The following is a 21,164-nucleotide window of genomic DNA, read 5'->3' on the forward strand; positions in this document are numbered from 1 at the left end:
ACCGAGGGTCAGCCGGTCACGGGGTCCGTGCCGCGCCGACCTCGGCCGTCGCCCGCTCCCGGAACCGCTCCGCCGCCGGGGTCGGCACACGGTCGAGCACTCCGTCCGCCGCCTCCTCGAGCCGGACGAGCCCCATGCGGCGCAGGTACGGCGTCTTCCGGTCGCTCGCCGCGCGGTCGGCCACGACGTCCGCCGGCAGCACGAACTCCTCGACGTTCCGCCCACCCGCCGCGTACGACCAGTCGACGAAGTCGAAGAGCGGCCACCAGGTGAACCCGCGCAGGTCGACGCCGTCCGCCACGAGCCCGTGCACCGCGTCGGCTGCGTCCGCGACCCAGGCCGAGCGACGGTCGTCGTCGCCCTCGATCGAGGTCTCGGTGACGACCATGGGGATCCCGTACCGGTCGTCGAACCGACGGAGGGCCTCGACGAGCCCGGCGGTCCACCGGTCGTGCGCGTGCTGGACGACCCGGCCGTCCTCGAGAGTGAGCTGCCGCGGCGTGAGGTCCGGGTAGTAGTTCACGCCGAGCAGGTCGACGGCGACCGCGCCCTCCACCAGCGCCCGCAGCGCGGTGGGTGTCGCCCCGTGGCCGAGGAGCCAGTCGTGCGCGGGGTGCTCCGCCGTGACCCGTCCGAGCACCAGGTCGGTCGGGACGGTCCCGAGCAGTTCGAGCAGGGCTGCCTCCGCCACCACCGCGGTGCCGCCGTCCACCGGTCGGACGAGCGTGCTCGCCTCGACGTGCACGATCACGGCGTGCGGGTTCGCCGCCCGGACGGCGCGGACGGTCCGCTGGATGCCGTCGACGATGCCGAGCACCACCCGGGTCCACCCGTCCCAGCCGGTGAGGCCCGGGGGCCACACGCCCCGCAGCCCGGCGAACGAGGCCGTCGTGATCGGTTCGTTGAGGGGGGTGACGTGGTCGACCACGCCGGCGTACCGCCGGGCGAAGGCCTCCGCGAACTCGGCCACGACCGCCGGGTACCGCGGGTCGGCGAACGAGTCGTCGAGCCACGTCGGTGTGCCGTAGTGCACCAGGTCGGCGATGACCGTCACCCCGCCGGCCGCGGCGTGCGGCAGGCGCTCGTCGAGCTCCGACCAGTCGAAGCGGCCGGGTCCGAGGTGCACACGGGGCCAGTCGACGCCGTACCGCAGCGCCGTGGCGCCGAGGTCACGGACCGCGTCGAGGTCGCTCCGCCACGCTCGGTCGTGCCCGGTCAGCGCGTGCTCGTCGAGCGGCGCCATCGCGAACCGGGCCGGCGGGTGCACGCAGGTGTCCTCGATCCCGAGCGCCCAGGTGAACGTGCCGCGGGCGAAGGCGGACGGGCCGGTCACTTCAGCCCCGAGGTGGCGACACCGGCGACGAAGTACTTCTGCGCGAAGAAGAACCCGACGGCGATCGGCAGCAGCGAGATCACCGCACCGGCGAGCAGGACCGCGTGGTCGGTCACGTGCGCCCCGCCGAACAGCGTCAGTCCGGCGGGCAGCGTCAGCATGTCGTTCGACGTGCTCACGACGAGCGGCCAGAGCAGGTCGTTCCACAGGGCCATGCCGTTGAGCACGGCGACGGTCGCGATCGCGGGCTTCGCCAGCGGCAGGATCACCTGCCAGTAGATCCGCCAGTGCCCGGCGCCGTCGATGCGCGCCGCCTCGTCGAGCTCCGGCGGGATGTCGATGAAGAACTGCCGGAACAGGAAGATCCCGAACGCGCTCGTCGCCCGCGGGATGATCAGCCCCTGGTAGGTGTTCAACCAGCCGAGGTGGAACAGCTCGACGAACACCGGGATGAGCGTCACCTGGAACGGCACCATGAGCGTCGCGATGACGAGCACGAACGCCACGTTCCGCCCGACGAACCGCATGCGGGCCAGTGCGTACGCGCACATCGAGTCGAAGAGCAGCGTCAGCACGGTCGTGACGACGGTGAACACGAACGAGTTGAGCAGCAACCGCAGGAACGGCAGTTGCGACCACACCCCCTGGTACCCGTGCAGCGTGATGCTCGTCGGGAACAGCGAGGCGGGGTGGCCGAACAGGTCGGCCTCGGACCGGAACGACCCGCTCACCATCCAGACGAACGGCACGAGCGCGAACACCAGCCCGATGCCGAGGTACACCCACTTCAGGACGGAGCCGGTGACGACGAGGCCGCTCCGACGACCGTGTCGCCGGGCGCGTCGGTCGGGGTCCGGCCGGGAGGCACGGGTCGGCTCCGCCACGGGCGGTCGCCGGGTGAGCGCGTCAGTCGACATCGTCGTAGCGGAACAGTCGGAGCTGCAGGAGCGAGATGAGCATGATGATCACGAAGAGGACCCAGGAGATGGCCGACGCGTAGCCGGTCTGGTAGTCGACGAAGCCGTCGCGGTAGAGCAGGTTCACGAGCGAGTCGGTGGCGAACACGGGTCCGCCGCCGGTCATCACGTAGACGAGGTCGAAGACCTGGAACGACTGGATCGTCAGGATCATCGACGTGAAGAGCAGGGTCGGGCGGATGCTCGGCAGCGTGATGCGCCAGGTCGTCTGCCAGCGGTTCGCGCCGTCGAGCTCGGCCGCCTCGTACCGTTCGGCGGGGACGCCCTTGAGCCCGGCGATGAACAGGATCATCGCGAAGCCGATGCTCTTCCACACCGACACGAGGATCACGGTCGGCAGGGCGAGCGAGGTGGACTGCAGCCAGGCGACGCTCGGGAGCCCGAACAATGCGGTCAGGCCGCCGACGAGCCCGATGTCGGGGTCGAGCAGGAACTTCCAGACCAGGCCGATCGTGACGAGCGACACGATGGTCGGGAAGAAGAACACCGACCGGACGATCCGGTTGAGCAGGGTGTCCCGCTGCAGCAGGAGCGCGGCCACGAAGCCGAGCACCACGAGCAGGACGACGGAGACGACCGTGTACTCGAGCGTCACGCGCAGCGCGTTCCAGAACTGCGGGTCGCGGGTGAGCTGCACGTAGTTCCCGAGGCCGACGAACTGCTGCGATGCGGCGCCCACCGTCCAGTCGAAGAACGAGTAGTACAGCGACCGGAGGATCGGGAACAGGACGAACACGCCGAGGATGAGCAGTGACGGCGCCATGAAGAGCCAGGCCGGCTGGAAGCGGCGCGCTCGACGGCGGGTGGGGCGCGCCTCCCGGCCGGTGGCGGAGGCGGGGGCCCCGTCACGCGCACCGCGTGACGGGGCCGACCCGAGGAGCTGGTCGGTCACTTGCTGCAACCCGTCAGGCCGTCGATGGTCGACGCGGCCTCCTTCGTCGCGTCGGCGACCGAGGTGCCGCGGGTGATCTTGCCGATCATCGGCACGTAGGCGTCGGAGTCGACCTTCGTGGCGTTCTCGACGTGCGGCAGGTACAGCCGGGCGTCGCCGACCTGGCTCGCGAACACCGACACCGTCGGGTCGGCCTGCAGCTTCGCGTCGTCGGTCAGGTCGGTGCGGAGCGGCGGGAAGCCGGTCTGCAGCGAGAACTTCTGCTGCGCGGTCTTCGACGTCCAGTAGGCCAGGAACTGCTGCGCCTGCTCCGGGTACTTCGTCTTCGCCGAGATCGACAGCGGCGCGATCGACCCGAGCGTGCTCGACTTGCCGTCGACGCCGACCGGGACCTTCACGATGCCGAGGTCGATCCCGGCGCTCTCGTACCCGGACGCGGCCCACGGTCCGTTGATCTCCATCGCGGCCTTGCCGGCGGAGAACAGCGAGTCGGCTTCGGCACCGGTGAGCCCGACCGGGCTGACCCCGTCCTTCGCCACCAGGTCACCCCAGGTCTCGAGGCCCTTCTTCGACGCGCTCGTCTGGACGGCGCTGCAGCCCTTGCCCGTGACGATGTCGCCGCCCTCGAGCCACTGCAGGACCGGCCACATCTGGATGGTCTGGTTGTCGGCGAGCGCGATGCCGTACTTCCCACCGGTGGTGAGCTGCTTCGCGTCGGCCGCCATCTCCTGGACGGTCGTCGGCGGGTTCGCGATGCCGGCTTCCTGGAAGAGCTTCTTGTTGTAGTACAGGCTCAGCGTCGCGAAGTTCGCGGGGACGCCGTAGAGCTTGCCGTCGTAGGTGAACTCGTCGACCGTCCCGGGGGCGAACTGCGCGGTGTTGATCTTGCTGTCACCGCTGCCGGTCATCGTGATGGGGAGCACCGAGTTCGTCTTCACGTACTGCGCGACGGCGTTCGGGTCCGAGCTGACCGCGGCGACGTCGGGGCCCTGTCCGGTGAGCCACGCGGACGGCAGCTTCTGCTGGATGGTGTCCCAGGGCTGGACGGTCATGTCGACCTTGATCTCCGGGTGGGCCTTCTCGAAGTCCTGCACGATGGTGGCGTAGCCGGGGCGGTCGCCGCCGGTGAAGCCGGTCCAGACCTTCAGGGTGACGGGGCCGTTCGTGCTCGCGGATCCCCCGGCCGAGCAGCCGGTCAGGACGAGGGCGAGGGCGGCGGCCCCGGAGACGACCGCGAGGGTCGTGCGCGTGTGCTTCATCGTTGTAACGCTCCTTTGCGTCGCAGGGGTGCGCGGGTCGGTGTTCGGTGTCGGACGGTGCGCTGTGGTGGATGGGGAGAGGATGAGCTCAGGGGGCGGGGGACCCCGCGTCGTCGTCGCAGCCGCAGGAACCGCGGAGGACGACCTCGACGGGCAGCTCGGTGTGCTGCCCCGTCGTGCTGGGGGTGCGACGGTCGACCAGGTCGAAGAGGCGCTCGGTGGCGATGCGCCCCATCTCCTCGGCCGGCACCCGCACGGTGGTGATGCCCGGGGTGGTGACCCGGGCGAGTCCGAAGTCGTCGAACCCGACCACGGAGACGTCGTCGGGTACTCGGATGCCTGCTCGGCGCAGGACCCGCAGGCCCCCGACGGCCATGTCGTCGTTGGCGAAGACGATGCCGTCGTGCTCGGCGCCGGACGCCAGGACCTGCTCGACCGCCGCGGCGCCGGACGCCTCGGACAGGTCGCCCTCGACGACGGCGACGTCGGACAGTCCGTGCGTGTCCGCGGCCCGGAGGAACCCGTCGCGCCGGTCGATGCCGGTCTGGTGGTCGAGCGTGCCGGTCACGTGCAGGAGCCGACGTCGGCCGTGCACGGTGACCAGGTGCTCGACGAGCCGTTCGGTCGCGGTGACGTCGTCGATGCCGACCGACACGGCACGTTCCAGGTGCGGGTAGTTGCCGATGAGGACCACGGGCAACCCGCTCGCGACCAGGGTCTGCACGTGGTCGTCGTCGATCGCGGCGCTGGTGACGATCGCACCGTCGGCGGTCCGGGACCGCATCACCCGCTCGTACGCGACACCGCCCGAGGACGTGTCGGCGTTCGTGGAGACGATCACCTGGGCGTCGTGGGCGTTCGCCGCGGTCGACATGCCGGTGAGCACGTGCATGAAGTACAGGTGGCCGAACACGTGCGTCGACGAGTTCGGCACGATGAGGGCGACCGCGTCGGCACGCTGACTGCGCAGGGCCCGTCCGGCCGAGCTCGGCACGTAGCCGAGTTCGTCGGCAGCCTGCTTGACGGCGGCCCGTGTCCTCTCGCTGATCCGCTCGTGACCGGAGAGTGCCATGCTCGCGGCGGCCGAGGTCACCCCGACCGCGGCGGCGACGTCCTTCAGGGTCACGGACTTGGACACGGGGCGCCTCCTCGGAGTGGACGGGGCGGTTGTTTTATCGATTAACCGCTGCGGACAGTCTGCACCTGCTGAATCGATTGAGCAAGTGTTGTTGTGCGGCCGGACGGGAGGCGCGTGGCGGGACCGCCCCGCGCCTCCCGTCCGGCACCTGGATCAGTTGAAGCGGAACACCTGCGGCGCCTGGCCGTTGCAGTCGTACAGCTGCAGCGGCGTCTGGTTCGCGGTGTTGCCCGACGGGACGTCGAGGCACCGACCGGACTGCGGGTTCAGTACCGAGCCGTTCGCCTGCGGCACCCACTGCTGCCCACCGACCCCGTTGCACGTGTACAGCTCGAGGTGCGTGCCGTTCGCCGTCGCGTTGCCGTCGAGGTCCAGGCAGCGCCCGAGCGTGCGGATCGTGTGGTCGTTCGCGTTGTACGCCCACTGCTGGTCCGTCGTCTGCTCGTCGGTCAGCAGGGTCTGGCAGTCGAACACCTGCACCTGCTGCCCGTTCTGCTGCAGGTCGTTGCCCGCTACGTCGACGCACTTGCCGCCGATCGTGCCGATCGGCACCGCCGCGACGAACTTCTGCGCGGCGTTGCCGTTGCAGTCGTAGAGCTGCAGCGCGGTGCCGTTCGCGGTGTTGCCGGACGGATCGTCGAGGCACCGACCGGACTGCGGGTTCTTGATCGACCCGTCGGGCTGCACGATCCACTGCTGCCCGCCGACGCCGTTGCAGTCGTAGAGCTCGACGTGGGTGCCGTTCGCCGTGCCGTTGCCGTTCGCGTCCAGGCACCGTCCGAGCGTGCTCAGCGTGTGCGCTCCGTACACGCTGCCGAGCCAGTGCTGGTCGGCGGCGAGGGTCCGGCAGTCGTAGAGCTGCACGACCGCGGTGTTGCCGCCGGTGTCGTCACCGGCGACGTCGATGCACTTGCCGCCGGGGCCGGTGATGAACGCGCCGGGTCCCCCACCCGTCGAGACACCCTGGTAGCCCTGCGCGACGATGTTCGCCTGCACCGCGTCGTCCGCAGCGTCGGTCGAGTACCCGGTGGTCATCACGCCCTCGAAGAACGACTGCGTGCCGCGGTTCGAGTTGTCGCCGCCCGCGCCGAGCACGATCGAGCCCTCGAGCTTCATCGGCGTGTAGCCCTGACCGTCGGCGTCCCTGTCCGTCGGCAGCGCACCCTCGTACCACTTCGACAGCGAGCCGCCCTGCGAGTCACCGCCCTTCAGCGCGAAGTTCGCGACGCCGTCGTTCTTGAGGAGCGCGGTGACGAACTTGCTCGCGTTGCCGGTGTTCGCCGTGTTGATCGCCGTCTTCCCCTCGTAGACGCCGTTCTCGATGTCGGCCTGCACCCAGGGCCCGCGGCCCGCGCTGCCCTTGCCGTTGAGCATCGACAGGTTCAGGGCGTCCATGTGCCCCTTGCCGGTGTCCTTCGCCTGGGTCTCGACGTTGCCGAAGTCGGAGCAGCAGCCGTGGTTGACGTTCGTGCCGCTCGCGACCTCGTACATCGACTCCGGACTGGCCCCGCGCGCGGTGCCCTTGGCGACCGTGCTCGAGATCCGGTAGGCGACCTGCTGCGGCATGAACACGCCGTAGGCCTTGTGCCCGGCGACCGTGACCGGCAGCGCAGCGGCGTCGGCGGCGTGGTTCGCGGGTCCCGCGTCCCCGGCGCCGGCGACCGTCAGGTCGTTGTGGTTGCTGGTCTGGTCGTAGATCTTCGGGATCGTGCACGTCGTGCCGGAGCAGAAGGCGTCCTGCGTCGCGGCGTTCGCGTACCCGCCCGCGGCGAGGAGCCCGACGTCGGTGGTCGCCCCGTCCGAGGCGCGCTGCACCTGGTAGAGCGGCCCGTTGTAGGCGGCGAAGAGCGCCCGGGTGGAGCTGTACGCGGCGACGCACGCGGTACCCGCGCCGCCGTAGGTGTCGCAGGGGCCGTTCGTGGCGGCGGAGGCGGTGCCGACGCCGAACGTCGTGGCGAAGAGGCTGCCCGTGACGAGTGCGAGGGCGCCGAGTGCGGCGGCGACCGTGCGCCGTCGTCGTGGGGATGGTCTGGTGGTGCGCATGGTGAAGCGGTTCCTTCCGAGCGTCGTTGCTGAGATGGCGGTCGTAGCATCGGCGAACGATGCTTAAACGATTAAACAGATCATACGCGACGGAGCACGTCCGGGCCAGTGCCGATGGCCGATCAGCGACGGCCGACGCGGCTGCGACCCGGGCGCTTGCCTGCTCGTCTCGGCTCGACCACTCCGCGGGACCGACAGACCCCGCCGGTCGGTCGCCGGAGAACCGTCGCCCTGCCGTACCACTCGTGCAGCCGTGCCCCTTCCCCGGGGGCCACGGACGCCGTATGGTTTCCAGCGTTGTAAACGCGGCCGCCGAACCGGGCGACCGTGGTCACGGCCGTCGAACGGCCCGATGGACGACGTCGTCCACGAGGAGCACACTTGCGCGCCAACCCCGTCCGTTCCCGAGGGCAGCGCCGTGCGCTGTCCTCGGCCCTCGTCGCCGCGACCGCGCTGAGCATGCTCGGCCTCACGGCGCTCCCCGCCGCCGCGGACCCCGCGGCCGCCCGCACCGTCGTGTCCGGCCAGGCCCGGTTCGAGGTGCTCTCCCCCACCCTGATCCGGACCGAGTACGCCGGGGACTCGCGGTTCACCGACGGCAGCACGTTCAACGTCGTCGGCCGCGACGACTTCGCGCCGACACGGTTCACGAAGACCGAGCAGGACGGCTGGCTGACCATCGACACCGGGGCGATGCAGGTCCGGTACGAGGAGGGCTCGGGCCCGTTCACGCAGGACACCCTGCAGACCAGCCTGACCCTGCCGTCGGGGCAGCACGTCACCGGGACGCCGTGGGTCACGAAGCCGACCCCGTCCTGCACGATCGGGACGCTGTGCGAGGCCGAGGCGCTCGGGCTCAGCGGCCTCTCGCTCGCCACCGACCACGGCGGCTACACCGGCGCCGGGTTCGCAGCGGGCTTCGAGTCCGTCGGCAACGCGGTGTCGTTCACCACCACCGCGTCGACGACCGGCTCGTACGACCTCGCCCTCCGCTACGCCAACAGCCAGGGCGGCGACGGCAAGGTCGCCACCCGGACGCTCACCGTCACCGTCGACGGCGGGACGGCGCAGACGATCAGCCTCGCCCCGGGTGCGAGCTGGGACGACTGGCGGACCACCACCGCCGCGGCACTCGACCTGACCGCCGGCACGCACACCGTCCGCATCGAGCGGACCGCGGGCGACTCCGGGCAGGTGAACGTCGACAGCCTGGCCCTCGTGCCGAGCGGCGCCGCCTACCCGGCGCCGTCGACCGCCGCCGGCGGGCAGGACTGCGCCTTCGGGGTCGTCTGCCAGGCCGAGGACGCGGCGTTGACCGCTCCCGCGGACACGGCCACGAACCACAACGGCTTCGCCGGCACCGGCTTCGTCGCCGGGTTCGAGCGCAGCGGCGCCCAGCTGACCGTGCACGTCACCGGCGTCCCGACGGCCGGCGACCACGTCCTCCAGGTCCGCTACGCCAACGGCTCCGCGACCGTCCCGACGCTGACCGCCGCGCCCGCGGGCCAGGCGGCGACCACGGCCGAGCTGCCGAGGACGAGCGGCTGGGACGACTGGAACACCGTGTCCGTCCCGGTGCACCTCGCCGCGGGGACGAACGACGTGGTGATCGGCTGCCCGACCGTCGCGGCGAACTGCAACGTCAACTTCGACACGGTGGCCGTCGTCGACACCGCATCGCCGGTGCTCGCGGCGCACGCCCCGCTCGGCGGGTACCGCCGCGACCTCGACACCGCGAACGGGTCCGTCAAGACCAACCCGGGCCTGCTGTACCAGGACGGTTGGTCGCTCCTCGACGACAGCGCCTCGGCCGGGTACGACCCGACGACGGACACCGTCACCCCCGCCGGTGACCACGGCGGGAAGCCGTACCAGGACGGCTACGTCTTCGGCTACGGCTCCGACTACCGCCACGCACTCCAGGAGCTCGCGGTCCTGACCGGACCGACGAAGCTCCTCCCCCGCTGGGCGTACGGCGTCTGGTACTCCGAGTACTACGACCGCTCGCAGGCCGACTACCTGGCGATCGCGAAGCGCTTCCGCGACGAGGGGGTCCCGGTCGACGTCATGGCGATCGACACGGACTACAAGACCGGCAGCACGACGAACGAGGGCGACAGCAAGTGGGACGGCTGGTCGGTCGACCCGGCCCGCATCCCGGACATGACCGGGCTGCTCGCCGACTGGCACGCCGAGGGCATCCACAACACCCTGAACATCCACCCGTCGATCTCGAGCAAGGACCCGAAGTTCGCGCAGGCGCAGGTCACCGCGAAGGGGAAGCTCACGAAGGGCGACGGCGACCGCTACCTGTTCGACTGGTCGGACCCCGACCAGCTCAAGGCCTACTTCGACCTGCACACGTCGATGCAGCCCGAGGGCGTCGACATGTGGTGGCTCGACTGGTGCTGCAGCGAGAACTCGAAGTACTCGGCGAACGGCGTCACCCCCGACGCCTTCATCAACCAGCAGTACGCGAAGGCGACGAACGAGGCCCTCGGCGGCCGCGGCCTGGCGTTCTCGCGGGCGTACGGCTCGCTGACCGCGGGCGGCTACGGCAACCCGCAGGCGGTCCCCACCGGGCCGTGGGCGGACAAGCGCACCACGGTGCACTTCACCGGCGACACCACGTCGTCGTGGGACATGCTGGCGGCCGAGGTCGGGTACACCCCGGGTGAGTCCGCAGCGACCGGCCTCGCGTCGATCAGCCACGACATCGGCGGTCACAACGGTGCGCAGTACGGCATCGAGGGCGCCGAGCCGGGCACGACCCAGCTGCCCGAGGACCTCTACGCCCGCTGGGTGCAGCTCGGGACCTTCCAGCCGATCGACCGCCTGCACAGCAACCACAGCGACCGGCTGCCCTGGCAGTACCCGGCCGCCGCGAACGCGTCGGCGAAGCAGTTCCTGAACCTCCGCGAGGACCTGCTCCCCCTGACGTACACCCTCGCCGCCCAGGCGACGGCGACCGGCACCCCGATCCTGCAACCGCTCTACCTGCAGTACCCCGAGGCGCAGCAGTCCTACGCCCAGGCCGGCTCCGAGTACCTGTACGGCGCGGACGTCCTCGTCGCCCCGGTCACGACCGCGAACGACGCGGACACCGGCACCGCCACCCGCTCGGTGTGGTTCCCGGCCGGCAGCTCCTGGACCGACTGGTTCACGGGGAAGACGTACGCCGGTGGCACCACCGCCGACGTGACGACCGGACTCGACAGCATGCCCGTGTTCGTGAAGAGCGGTGGGATCGTCCCGACCCGCTCGCACCACGTCGCGAACGACGCGGCACCGCTCGACGCCGTCACCCTGACGGTGGCGACCGGCGCGGACGGCGCCTTCGACCTGTACGAGGACGCCGGTGAGGGCGCGACCAGCACGGCGGACGTGCGCGGGAAGGCGGCGGCGAGCAGTGCCTCCACGGCCGTCCGCTACACGCAGCAGGCGACCGGCGGCACGCTCGACATCGCCCCGGTGGACGGCACGTTCGCGGGCCAGGTGCAGGACCGCTCGTGGACCGCGACCTTCCGCGACGCGGACCGTCCGCGCACCGTGACCGTCGACGGCCGCCCGGTCGCCGACACGGCGTGGACCTACGACGCCGCCACGCGCACGCTCAGCGTGCCGGTCGACGAGCGGTCCGTGACCGAGCACACGGTCGTGCGGTTCAGCAGCGAGGCAGCGGCGACCCCGACGCTCCGGGTCGCGGACCCGCAGGTCGCCGCGGGTGCCGTGCAGACCGTGACGGGCGCGGGCTTCCCGGCCGACACCGACGTGGCGCTCGCCACCACGCCGGACCTCGGTGGTGCCACCGCGCACACCGACGCGGCCGGCGCGTTCTCGGCCGAGCTGGCGGTGCCGGCCACCGCGTCCGGCCGGGTCACGGTGACGGCGTCGGTGGGTGACACGGTGCTCGCCCGGGCGGCGTTCACGGTGACGCCCGCGGCGTCCGGGCCGGGTGCGACGCCGACCCCGACGCCCGGTGCGACGCCGGGAGCCGGCTCGCCCGGCGGGTCCGGTCCGGCGGCGGGTGCCGACGGAGCGGGGGCTGCCGCGGGCGCGGACGCAGCCGGGGGCCGCAACGGTGCCCTCGCGTGGACGGGTGCGGACCTGCTGCCGCTGGCGCTGCTGGCCGCGGGACTGCTCGCCGCGGGCGGGGTCGTGCTGACGGTGCGTCGCCGACGTCGCGTGCGCGGCTGACGGCCTGACGGACGGGAGGCGCGGTGCCAGCTGGCACCGCGCCTCCCGTCCGTCCGTGGGACCCGTCAGAGCTCGACGGTCCCGTTCTCGATGGGGTCGCGACCCGGGTCGCGCGTGACCGCGGCCCGCACGGTCTTCGCCACGTAGGCCGCCGTGCTCTTCGGCCCCTTCCAGTACTCGGCGGAGTCCGCCTCGACCCTGATCAGCGCGAGCCCCGGCGTCTCGAGTCCGTCCGGGAACCACGCCTGCAGCGGCTTCGCCCAGAGCTGCTCGGCCTTCTGCCGGTCGTGCACGACGCTCGCGCGCCCGGCGAGCGACGTCCACGAGTGCCCCTTCGTGTCGGAGAACGCGACGTTCACCTCGGGGTGCGCGGTGATCTGCCGGGCCTTGGCGGAGTCGTCGTACGCGAAGAACCAGAGGTCGCCGTCGAACTCGGCCTCCTGGATCGCCATCGGGCGGCTGACGTGCCGACCGTCCTCGGTCATGGTGGTCAGCATCGCCACCTCGGCGTCGCCGAGCAGTTCGGCGACGTGGCGCTGGTCGTCGTGCGTGGTTCCGGACATGGTGGTCCCTCTTCCGTCGTGTGCCGGTTTCCTGTCGCCCCGCACGGTACGCGCCGCCCTCGACCGACCGGTCACCGTTCGAGCAGCATCCGTCGCGCCAGTCGTGCGAGCTCGCGGGTGGCGGGGGACAACACCACCCCTGATCGCTGCACCAGGGCGATGACGTCGTGCAGCGGCTCCGCGAACGGCACCGTGTGCAGGCCGGCCGGGAAGTTCCGCCCGGCCGCCACCGCTCCGGACACGACGGTGTCCCCGGCGCCGCGCGCGACGAGGTCGAGCGCCGAGTCGATGTGCTCCACCTCGATCCGCGGGACCAGCGACACACCGGCGAACTGCGCTCGCTCCGCCAGCTGCCGTCGTGTCGGGTCCCGCCAGCCGTAGTGCGCGTCGTAGAGCACGAGGTCCGTCGCCGCGAGGTCCTCGATCGTGACGGGCCGCGCGGTGCGCTCCGGGTCGGCCGACGCGAACAGGACGTCGTCGCGACGCAGCGGCGTCACCTCGAGCCCCTCCGCGTCGATCGGCAGCACCACCAGGCCCGCCTCGAGCTCGCCCGCCGCGACGGCCTCGGCGACCTCGACCGAGTTCAGGCCGATCACCCGGAGCCGCACGTCCGGGTACCGGGCGTGGAAGCGCTCCAGCAGCCGGGAGAGGAAGTAGTAGTTCGCGTTCCGCAGGAGCCCGAACGTGGCGACGCCGCCCTGCAGGCTGGTGAGCTCGCGCAGGGAGCGGTCGGCCGCGTCCGCTGCCTCGACGGCCTGCCGCGCGTGCGGGAGCAGTCCCTCCCCGGCCGCGGTCAGGACGAGACCGCGGCTGCCGCGGGTGAAGAGCCGGACGCCGTACGTCTCCTCCATGCGCTTGACGAGCTCGGAGACCGAGGGCTGCGCCATCCCGAGCTGCACGGCGGCGGCCGAGAACGATCCGGCGGCGACGATGACCAGGAAGGCCCGGAGTTGGGTGAGCGTCACAGGGTCACCCTATGGCCGACCGTGGATCATCGGCCCTTGTCCTCTGTCCCGTCGCCGGTCAGGCTCGTCTCCATGAAGCTCAGCCCCCGGTTCTCCGCCGAGAACGCCCACCGGTTCTCGTTCGTCAAGGCCCCCGCCGTCGATGCCCCCGAGGCGCAGCGCGACCCCGCGGTCGCCGAGCGCGTCGCCGGCATGCTGGCCGAGATCGCCCGAGACGGCATCGAGGCGGTGCGGCGGTACGCCACGGAGCTCGACGGTGCCGACGTGGTCGAACTCAGCCGCGACGAGCTCGCCGCCACCGGCGACCGGCTCGACCCGGCGCTCCGCGCGGCCATCGAGCTCGGCGCCGAGCGCACCCAGCAGTTCGCCCGGCTCCAGCGCGACCACCTGACCGACTTCGAGGCCGAGCTCCTGCCGGGCCTCACCGTCGGTCAGCGCTACGTCCCGGTCGGCAGTGTCGGCGCGTACCTGCCGGCCGGGCGCTTCCCCCTGACCGCGAGCGCGTTCATGAGCGTCGGCGTCGCCAAGGCCGCCGGCGTGCCCACGGTGATCGCCTGCACGCCACCGCAGCCGGACGGCGGGGTCAACGCCGCGGTCGCCTACGCCGCGTACGTGTCCGGTGTGGACCGGCTCTTCGTCGTCGGTGGCGTCCAGGCCCTGGCGGCGATGGCGTACGGGCTGCTCGGCGAGGCGCCGGTCGACATGATCGTCGGCGCCGGCAACGCGTTCGTCGCCGAGGCGAAGCGGCAGCTCTTCGGCACCGTCGCGATCGACCTGCTCGCCGGGCCGTCCGAGGTCGCGGTCATCGCCGACGAGACGGCCGACCCGGAGCTCGTCGCAGCGGACCTGCTCGGACAGGCCGAGCACGGCCCGAACTCCCCAGCCGCCCTCGTCACGACGTCGCGGGCACTCGGTGAGGCGGTCGTCGCCGAGGTCGAACGCCAGCTCCCCACCCTGTCGACGAACGCCATCTGCGGCCCGGCCTGGCACGACTTCGGGTCCGTCGTCGTCGTCGACGACCGCGAGTCCGCGGTGGCGGTCATGGACGAGCTCGCACCCGAGCACCTCGAGGTGCAGACCGCCGACGACGCCTGGTACCACGACCACCTCACGAACTACGGCTCGCTCTTCATCGGGCCGTGGAGCACGGTGGCGTACTCGGACAAGGGCATGGCGGGCACGAACCACACCCTGCCGACCGCCGGCGGCGCGAAGCACAGCGCCGGGCTGTCCGTCTCCCGGTTCCTCAAGCCCCTCACCTACCAGCGCATCGCCCGCGAGGCCACCCCGGCCCTCGCCGACGCCGTCGACGTCATCTCGGCCAGCGAGGGCATGTCCGCCCACCGCGCGACCGCGACGCTCCGCACCGACCGGCTCCACCGCAGCACGCTCCCCTCCCCCGAACTCACGACCCGGAAGTGACCATGACCGCAGCAGCACGACGGCGACCCCTGCTCGCCGCACTCCCAGCCATCGGACTCGTCGTCGCCCTCGCCGGCTGCTCCGCTCCGGGCGCCGGCGGCTCCACCCAGGGCGCCGACCAGCCGGACATCACGAGCAAGGTGACGGCGGCGGACGTGGACAAGGGCGGCGACACCACCCTGACGATGTGGGCGGACGTCGCCGAGAAGCCCCTCATGGAGAAGCTCGTCCCCGCGTACGAGAAGGCCTACCCGAACGTCGACGTGAAGATCACGTACAAGAGCTTCGACGACCTGATCGCCACCGTCGTCAACGCCGCGAACTCCACGAACGCGCCCGACCTCTTCCAGGGCAACATCGGGTACGCCGTCGACGGCGCCCTCGTCAAGGGGAAGCTCGTCCGGCCGCTCGACGACGTCGCGAAGACCTACGGCTGGACGTCCGGTACCGGCGCGTCGACCCTGGCGCCCTCGGAGTGGAAGGCCGACGGGAGCACGTTCGGCTCCGGCACCCTCTACGGCATGTCGCCCATCAGCGAGGTGCAGGGCATCTACTACGACAAGGCGAAGCTCGACGCGCTCGGCCTCCAGCCGCCGACCTCGATCGACGACCTCGAGGCCGACCTGGCGAAGGCGAAGGCGGCCGGCGAGCAGCCGATCGTCCTGGGCAACTCGGACCAGTACGCCGCGACGCACGTCTTCTCCGACATCGCCGCCACGACGCAGGAGCCGAAGGACATCGCCGACTGGATCGGTGGGAAGTCGGGCAGCACCTTCGAGACCTCGGGCAACGTCGAGGCCGCGCAGACCATGCGCGACTGGGCGGAGAAGGGGTACTTCGGGACCGGGTACGACGGCCTGAGCAACGAGGACGCGATCGCGCGCTTCGCCGGCGGCGACGGGGTCTTCTTCGTCGGCGGTTCGTGGAACGGCGCGTCGCTGCACGCCGAGGAGTTCGGCTTCGGCTCGCTGACCTCGGGCGGTGTCGGCGCGACCGCATCGCCGTGGCACATCAGCACGAAGTCCGAGCACCAGGACGCAGCGATCGCGTTCCTCGCCATGCTGCACACGCCGCAGACCGGCCAGTGGATCCTCGACACCGGTCGCCTGCCGGTCGTGACCGACGGCGTCTCGAGCTCGGACCCGCTGCAGGAGCAGACCCTCACCGCGCTGAAGGAGACCATCGCCGCGGGCACCCAGGTCGGCTACTACGACTGGACCACCACGGACATGCTGACGAAGATGGGCGGCTCGCTCCAGGAGGTGATGGCCGGCAGGACCACCCCGAAGGCCTTCACCGAGACGGTCCAGGAGACCTGGGCGAAGGCGCACGGCTGACATGACGACCGCACTCGCCCAGCGGGGCGAGGACCGGGAGGCCGTCCGGACGGCGCGACGAACGCGTCGCCCGGCGGCCTCCCGGCCCAGCTGGTCCTCGCTGCTCTACGTCGCGCCGGCACTCGCGTTCTTCGTGGTGTTCGTGGTCGTACCGATCGTCCAGTCCGTCCGGATCTCGTTCTACGACTGGGACGGGATCTCCGTCGCCACCCCGGCGGGCCTGTCGAACTACACCGCCGTGTTCACCGACGCCGACCTCCGCGAAGCGCTCGGCCACTCCCTCGTCCTGCTCGTCTTCTACGCCGCGCTGCCGGTGCTCGTCGGCCTGCTGCTCGCCGGGGCGATGTCCCGCATCCGGATCCACGGCCTGACGGTGCTCCGCGCGGTGCTGTTCCTGCCCCAGATCCTCTCGAGCGTCGTCGTCGCGGTCGCCTGGCGCGGCATCCTCGCCGACGACGGTCCGGTGAACAGCGCACTCCGCGCGGTCGGGCTCGGCAGCCTGACGCACACGTGGCTCGGTGACTTCGGCACGGCGCTGCCGTCCATCGGCCTCATCGGGACCTGGGTCGAGTACGGCCTCTGCATGGTCCTCTTCCTCGCCGGCATCGCGACGATCGACCGGTCCCTGTACGAGGCCGCGCGGCTCGACGGCGCCGGGGCGTTCCGCGAGTTCACCGCGATCACCCTGCCGGCGCTCCGCCCGCAGATCTCCATCGCACTCATCCTGACGATCACGTTCGCGCTCCGGAACTTCGACCTCATCTGGAACACCACCCGTGGCGGTCCCGGTACGTCGACCACGGTCCCGAGCGTCTTCGTCTACCAGGACGCGTTCCAGGACCGCGCCCTCGGCCAGGCCTCGGCCCTCGCGGTCGTCCTGACCGTGCTCATCCTCGTGGTCGTCGGCGTCGTGCAGCTCGCGCTGCGCGAACGCCCGGACCGCGACCGTCGGAAGGGGGTCCGCGCATGAGGGTCGCCCGCACCGAGACGGCGCTGACGCACGCCGTCCTCGTCGTCGCCGCGCTGATCGCCGCGTTCCCGCTCGCGTCGGTCGTCGTCACCTCGCTGGGTGGCGGTCGGACGGGAGGCGCGGCGAGCGCCGGCAGCGGCGGCTTCGGCAACTACGTGGCCGCGTGGACGCAGGGCGGGTTCGGTTCCGCACTCGTCTCCAGTGCCGTCGTGGCGATCACCGTCGTGGTGGTCACCGCTGCCGTCGCGTGTCTCGCCGGCTACGCACTGGCGCACATGCGCGTCCCCGGCGGCCGCGTCCTGCTGGGCCTGCTGCTCGTCGGGCTCGTCCTGCCGTACGAGGTCACGGTGCTGCCGCTCTACCAGATGCTCGCGGGTTGGGGTCTCGTCGACACCTACTGGGCGCTGATCCTGCCGCAGGTCGGCCTGTCGGTCCCGCTCGGGGTGTTCTGGATGCGGTCGTTCTTCGCGTCCGTGCCCGTCGAGCTGCTCGAGGCCGCACGGATCGACGGCGCCGGACGGTTCCGCATCCTGCGCGACGTCCTCATGCCGGTCGCGATGCCCGCCGTAGCCACCCTCGCGACGATCCTGTTCCTGTTCACGTGGAACGAGTTCCTGCTCGCGCTGGTGCTCGTGCCGCAGAACGAGGCCGTGCAGACCGCACCCCTGTCGCTGTCGTTCTTCTCCGGAGCGGAGCGCGGCGCGCAGCCCGACGTCACCGCGGCCGCGGCCGTCCTGGTCGCCCTGCCGATCGTCGTCGCCTACGTCGTGCTGCAGCGCCGACTCATCACCGGGCTCACCGAGGGGGCCGTCAAGTGAGCGGGATCGCCCGGCTGCGCTGCGACCAGGTCGCGCCGGTGCTCGGTGACGTCGCCGCGAACACCGCGCTGGTCGTCGCGTCGGTCGAACGGGCGCTCGGAGACGGCGTCGACGTGCTCGTCCTGCCGGAACTCGTCACCTGCGGGTACGTGTTCCGCGACCGCGACGAGGCGCTGCGGAGCGCGATCACGACCGACGACCCCCTGTTCGTCCGGATCCGGGAACTCCTCGACGGCACCGACACCGTGGTCGTGTTCGGCTTCGGCGAGCGCCAGGGCCAGCGGGTCCGGAACAGCGTCGCCGTCGTCGACGCATCGGGTACCCGCGCCGTGTACCGGAAGACGCACCTGTGGGACCGGGAGACGCTGGTCTTCGACGCCGGCGACGAGGCTCCCCCGGTCGTCGAGACGGTGCACGGCCGGATCGGCGTGCTCGTCTGCTACGACATGGAGTTCCCGGAGATGCCCCGCATGCTCGCCGTCGCCGGTGCCGACCTGATCGCAGTACCGACGAACTGGCCGGTCGGCGAGCACCCCGAGCGCGACCGTGTCGCCGAGGTCATCGCCGCACAGGCCACCGCCCGCGGCAACGGCGTCTTCATCGCCTGCTGCGACCGCGCCGGCACCGAGCGCGGACAGGACTGGAACGAGGCGAGCGTCATCGTCGACCAGTTCGGATGGGTCGTCGCCGAGGCGGCGCCCGCCGCCGGGAGCACCGCCGTCACCGCCGACGTGTTCCCGACGCTCGCGCGGGACAAGTCGACGAGCCCGCACAACGACTGGCTCGGGGACCGCCGCCCCGAGCTGTACGAACGAGAGGTCCCGCGCGCATGACGTCCGACCACGACTGGTGGCGCACCGCCGTCATCTACCAGGTCTACCCACGGTCCTTCGCCGACCGCGACGGCGACGGCACCGGTGACCTGCCCGGCATCACCGCGCGGCTCGACCACGTCGCGGCGCTCGGCGCCGACGCCATCTGGTTGTCGCCCTTCTACCCGTCGCCGCAGGCCGACGGTGGCTACGACGTGGCGGAGTACCGCACCGTCGACCCGATGTACGGCACCGATGCCGACGCCGACGCCCTGATCGCCCGCGCGCACGAGCTGGACCTGCGCGTCGTCGTCGACCTGGTGCCCAACCACTGCTCCGACCAGCACGAGCTGTTCGAGCGGGCGCTCGCCGCGCCTCCCGGCAGTGCCGAACGGGGGATGTTCCACTTCCGGGACGGACGTGGACCCGAGGGCGACGAGCCGCCGAACGACTGGGAGTCGATGTTCCAGGGCCCGGCCTGGACCCGCGTGCGCGAGGCCGACGGCCGCCCCGGCCAGTGGTACCTGCACCTCTTCGCGCCGGAGCAACCGGACTGGAACTGGGACGACCCCCGCGTGCACGAGGAGTTCGCGACGACGCTGCGCTCCTGGCTCGATCGCGGCGTCGACGGGTTCCGTGTCGACGTCTGCGACGCGATCGTCAAGGCGCCCGGGCTGCCGGACTGGCCGCACGCCACGCACGGCGTGGTCGAGCCGATCGACGGCGTCATGCCGCCCATGTGGGACCAGGAGGGCATCCACGACGTCTTCCGCGAGTGGCGCCGGATCCTCGACGAGTACGAGGGACAGCGGATCCTGTGCGCCGAGGCGTGGCTGCCGCCCGAGCGCGCCGCCCGGATCGTCCGACCGGACGAGATGCACCAGGCGTTCAACTTCGCGTACCTGTCGCTGCCGTGGGACGCCGACGCGATCCGTGCGACCGTCGACACCAGCCTCGCCGCGAACCAGGCCGTCGGTGCGCCCACGACCTGGGTGCTCTCGAACCACGACGTGATGCGGCACGCGAGCCGCTTCGGGTACGAGGGACCGGTCGAGCTCGAGTCGGGCGTGGGCGTCGACGACCCGCAGCCGGATCGTCCGCTCGGGCTGCGACGTGCCCGCGCTGCCACGCTCGTGATGCTCGGCCTGCCGGGGTCCTCGTACCTGTACCAGGGCGAGGAACTCGGTCTGCCCGAGGTCACGACACTGCCCGACGACGTGCGGCAGGACCCGGTGTGGGAGCGGTCCGGCCGCTCGATCCGCGGTCGTGACGGCTGCCGCGTCCCGATCCCCTGGACCGCCGACGAGCCCGCGTTCGGCTTCGCCTTCGGTGCCGACGCGGACACGTGGTTGCCGCAGCCCGACGACTTCGGGCAGTTCGCCGTCGATCGGCAACGCGACGATCCCCGGTCGACGTTGACGATGTACCGCACGGCGCTCGCGGTCCGACGCGAGCACGACCTCGGCGCCGGCGAGCTGCGGTGGCTCGACGACCTGACGGTGCCGGGCAGCGGGGTGCTCGCGTGGAGGAACGGGCCGGTCGCGGTCGTCGCGAACGCGGGCACCGCGCCGGTCGCACTGCCCGACGGCGAGGTGCTCGTCGCGTCCGTTCCCGACGCGGTGCAGGACGGGCACCTGCAGCGGGACGCGGCCGTCTGGGTGCTGCTGCGCGGGCCGGAGCACTGACGGAAGACGGCTCGACCGTCGAACCACGGAAGCGACGTCGAACCACGGCCGCCCCCTGGTTCGACGTCGTGTCCGTGGTTCGTCACGGGTGTCAGGATCTGCCCGCCGACGACATCTCTCAGTACGAGCACCTGTTCGTCACACCAGGAGGGGACCGACGTTGCACCACACCACACGCCGCACCACGACCGCGTTCTTCGCGGTCTGCGCGGCCGCACTCGCACTGACCGGATGCGCCACCGAGGCCACCGCCACGAGCGCTGCGTCGCTGACAGGGATCACGTCGAGCCCGTCGAGCCCGACGCACACGTCGAGCCCGTCGGCGAGCGCGCCCCGCTCGACCGCCACGGCCACGGCCACCGCCACCGCTCCCGCTGCCGAAGGCACCGACGGGGCCCGGTCGGCACTCGCGCAGCACATCCACGACGCGTGCAGCACCGGCGCCGACGAGTCCGGCGTCACGCTCACGTTCACCGCGGACCCGACCGGGTACACGACTCCGGACGGCCACTACGCGCTCGTCTACCCGTTCACCTTCGACGACGGTCACACCGACCCGTACGCCATCTGGAACTGCGTACTCTCCGACGACACGGTCACCTCGACCTTCCTCGGCGCCGGCCTCGGCGACACGCACTGAGATCGGGCGCCCGACCTGACGGGCGTCCCGGCTGCGCACAGCCTCAGCCGATCCGCCGGACGACACCAGCGACGGCGGAGCAGCGTGGGCGACACCGGACCCACCAGGAGGAA

At 71.6% G+C, this 21,164-nt stretch carries 16 protein-coding genes; 8 read left to right on the forward strand and 8 right to left on the reverse strand.

Annotated features, from left to right (window positions below; translation table 11 throughout):
• Positions 1-16: 16 nt before the first annotated feature.
• The 6 genes from H7A69_RS06190 to H7A69_RS06215 all read right to left on the reverse strand — a co-directional run bounded on the left by H7A69_RS06190 (position 17) and on the right by H7A69_RS06215 (position 7,642).
• Complete coding sequence (locus H7A69_RS06190; protein WP_182046251.1) at positions 17-1,333, reverse strand: family 1 glycosylhydrolase; 1,317 nt, start codon at positions 1,331-1,333, stop codon at positions 17-19.
• Positions 1,330-2,250 (reverse strand): carbohydrate ABC transporter permease, encoded by a 921-nt coding sequence (locus H7A69_RS06195; protein ID WP_220456199.1) that lies wholly within the window; start codon positions 2,248-2,250, stop codon positions 1,330-1,332. The genes H7A69_RS06190 and H7A69_RS06195 overlap by 4 nt, the downstream gene beginning before the upstream one ends.
• Positions 2,240-3,202, reverse strand: a complete 963-nt coding sequence (locus H7A69_RS06200; protein ID WP_069712929.1) for a carbohydrate ABC transporter permease — start codon at positions 3,200-3,202, stop codon at positions 2,240-2,242. The genes H7A69_RS06195 and H7A69_RS06200 overlap by 11 nt, the downstream gene beginning before the upstream one ends.
• A complete protein-coding gene (locus H7A69_RS06205; RefSeq protein ID WP_182046252.1) occupies positions 3,199-4,461 on the reverse strand; it encodes an ABC transporter substrate-binding protein in 1,263 nt (420 codons plus the stop codon). The genes H7A69_RS06200 and H7A69_RS06205 overlap by 4 nt, the downstream gene beginning before the upstream one ends.
• A gap of 88 nt (positions 4,462-4,549) precedes the next feature.
• A complete protein-coding gene (locus tag H7A69_RS06210) occupies positions 4,550-5,599 on the reverse strand; it encodes a LacI family DNA-binding transcriptional regulator (RefSeq protein WP_182046253.1) in 1,050 nt (349 codons plus the stop codon).
• A gap of 153 nt (positions 5,600-5,752) precedes the next feature.
• The gene (locus tag H7A69_RS06215) at positions 5,753-7,642 is read right to left on the reverse strand and encodes an arabinofuranosidase catalytic domain-containing protein (RefSeq protein ID WP_182046254.1); all 1,890 of its coding nucleotides are present in this window, start codon (positions 7,640-7,642) and stop codon (positions 5,753-5,755) included.
• Positions 7,643-8,023: 381 nt separating this feature from the next.
• On the opposite strand from H7A69_RS06215, the gene H7A69_RS06220 reads away from it, so the two are divergent.
• On the forward strand, positions 8,024-11,839 hold the full coding sequence (locus H7A69_RS06220; RefSeq protein ID WP_220456200.1) for a TIM-barrel domain-containing protein: 3,816 nt from the start codon (positions 8,024-8,026) through the stop codon (positions 11,837-11,839).
• A 65-nt stretch (positions 11,840-11,904) separates the two neighbouring features.
• Here H7A69_RS06220 and H7A69_RS06225 read toward each other — a convergent pair whose 3' ends face one another.
• Together H7A69_RS06225 and H7A69_RS06230 are read right to left on the reverse strand one after the other, a co-directional pair.
• Positions 11,905-12,402 carry a pyridoxamine 5'-phosphate oxidase family protein gene (locus H7A69_RS06225; protein WP_182046255.1) on the reverse strand — a complete coding sequence of 166 codons (498 nt, stop codon included), beginning with the start codon at positions 12,400-12,402 and terminating at the stop codon, positions 11,905-11,907.
• 71 nt (positions 12,403-12,473) lie between these two features.
• Positions 12,474-13,367 (reverse strand): LysR family transcriptional regulator, encoded by an 894-nt coding sequence (locus H7A69_RS06230; RefSeq protein ID WP_069712923.1) that lies wholly within the window; start codon positions 13,365-13,367, stop codon positions 12,474-12,476.
• Between the two features lie 72 nt (positions 13,368-13,439).
• Between H7A69_RS06230 and hisD the strand changes: the two genes are divergently transcribed.
• From hisD to H7A69_RS06265, 7 genes are all read left to right on the forward strand, one after another.
• On the forward strand, positions 13,440-14,789 hold the full coding sequence (gene hisD / locus H7A69_RS06235; RefSeq protein WP_182046256.1) for a histidinol dehydrogenase: 1,350 nt from the start codon (positions 13,440-13,442) through the stop codon (positions 14,787-14,789).
• A gap of 2 nt (positions 14,790-14,791) precedes the next feature.
• A complete protein-coding gene (locus H7A69_RS06240; protein ID WP_182046257.1) occupies positions 14,792-16,126 on the forward strand; it encodes an ABC transporter substrate-binding protein in 1,335 nt (444 codons plus the stop codon).
• Between the two features lies 1 nt (position 16,127).
• Positions 16,128-17,096 (forward strand): carbohydrate ABC transporter permease, encoded by a 969-nt coding sequence (locus H7A69_RS06245; protein ID WP_182046258.1) that lies wholly within the window; start codon positions 16,128-16,130, stop codon positions 17,094-17,096.
• Positions 17,093-17,914 carry a carbohydrate ABC transporter permease gene (locus H7A69_RS06250; RefSeq protein WP_182046259.1) on the forward strand — a complete coding sequence of 274 codons (822 nt, stop codon included), beginning with the start codon at positions 17,093-17,095 and terminating at the stop codon, positions 17,912-17,914. The genes H7A69_RS06245 and H7A69_RS06250 overlap by 4 nt, the downstream gene beginning before the upstream one ends.
• Positions 17,911-18,747 carry a nitrilase-related carbon-nitrogen hydrolase gene (locus H7A69_RS06255; RefSeq protein ID WP_220456201.1) on the forward strand — a complete coding sequence of 279 codons (837 nt, stop codon included), beginning with the start codon at positions 17,911-17,913 and terminating at the stop codon, positions 18,745-18,747. The genes H7A69_RS06250 and H7A69_RS06255 overlap by 4 nt, the downstream gene beginning before the upstream one ends.
• Complete coding sequence (locus tag H7A69_RS06260) at positions 18,744-20,411, forward strand: glycoside hydrolase family 13 protein (RefSeq protein WP_182046260.1); 1,668 nt, start codon at positions 18,744-18,746, stop codon at positions 20,409-20,411. Before H7A69_RS06255 ends, H7A69_RS06260 begins: the two co-directional genes overlap by 4 nt.
• A 160-nt stretch (positions 20,412-20,571) precedes the next feature.
• Complete coding sequence (locus H7A69_RS06265) at positions 20,572-21,051, forward strand: hypothetical protein (protein WP_182046261.1); 480 nt, start codon at positions 20,572-20,574, stop codon at positions 21,049-21,051.
• Positions 21,052-21,164: the final 113 nt, after the last annotated feature.

Origin of the sequence: Curtobacterium sp. ME26 (assembly GCF_903970945.1) — a bacterium.
Lineage (GTDB): Bacteria > Actinomycetota > Actinomycetes > Actinomycetales > Microbacteriaceae > Curtobacterium > Curtobacterium citri.

Excerpts from the sequence above, each read along its gene's own strand:
- H7A69_RS06195 (WP_220456199.1), bottom strand. The coding sequence starts at position 2,250 with ATGTCGACTGACGCGCTCACCCGGCGACCGCCCGTGGCGGAGCCGACC.
- H7A69_RS06205 (WP_182046252.1), bottom strand. The coding sequence starts at position 4,461 with ATGAAGCACACGCGCACGACCCTCGCGGTCGTCTCCGGGGCCGCCGCC.
- H7A69_RS06215 (WP_182046254.1), bottom strand. The coding sequence starts at position 7,642 with ATGCGCACCACCAGACCATCCCCACGACGACGGCGCACGGTCGCCGCC.
- H7A69_RS06225 (WP_182046255.1), bottom strand. The coding sequence starts at position 12,402 with ATGTCCGGAACCACGCACGACGACCAGCGCCACGTCGCCGAACTGCTC.
- hisD (WP_182046256.1), top strand. The coding sequence starts at position 13,440 with ATGAAGCTCAGCCCCCGGTTCTCCGCCGAGAACGCCCACCGGTTCTCG.
- H7A69_RS06240 (WP_182046257.1), top strand. The coding sequence starts at position 14,792 with ATGACCGCAGCAGCACGACGGCGACCCCTGCTCGCCGCACTCCCAGCC.
- H7A69_RS06245 (WP_182046258.1), top strand. The coding sequence starts at position 16,128 with ATGACGACCGCACTCGCCCAGCGGGGCGAGGACCGGGAGGCCGTCCGG.
- H7A69_RS06250 (WP_182046259.1), top strand. The coding sequence starts at position 17,093 with ATGAGGGTCGCCCGCACCGAGACGGCGCTGACGCACGCCGTCCTCGTC.
- H7A69_RS06260 (WP_182046260.1), top strand. The coding sequence starts at position 18,744 with ATGACGTCCGACCACGACTGGTGGCGCACCGCCGTCATCTACCAGGTC.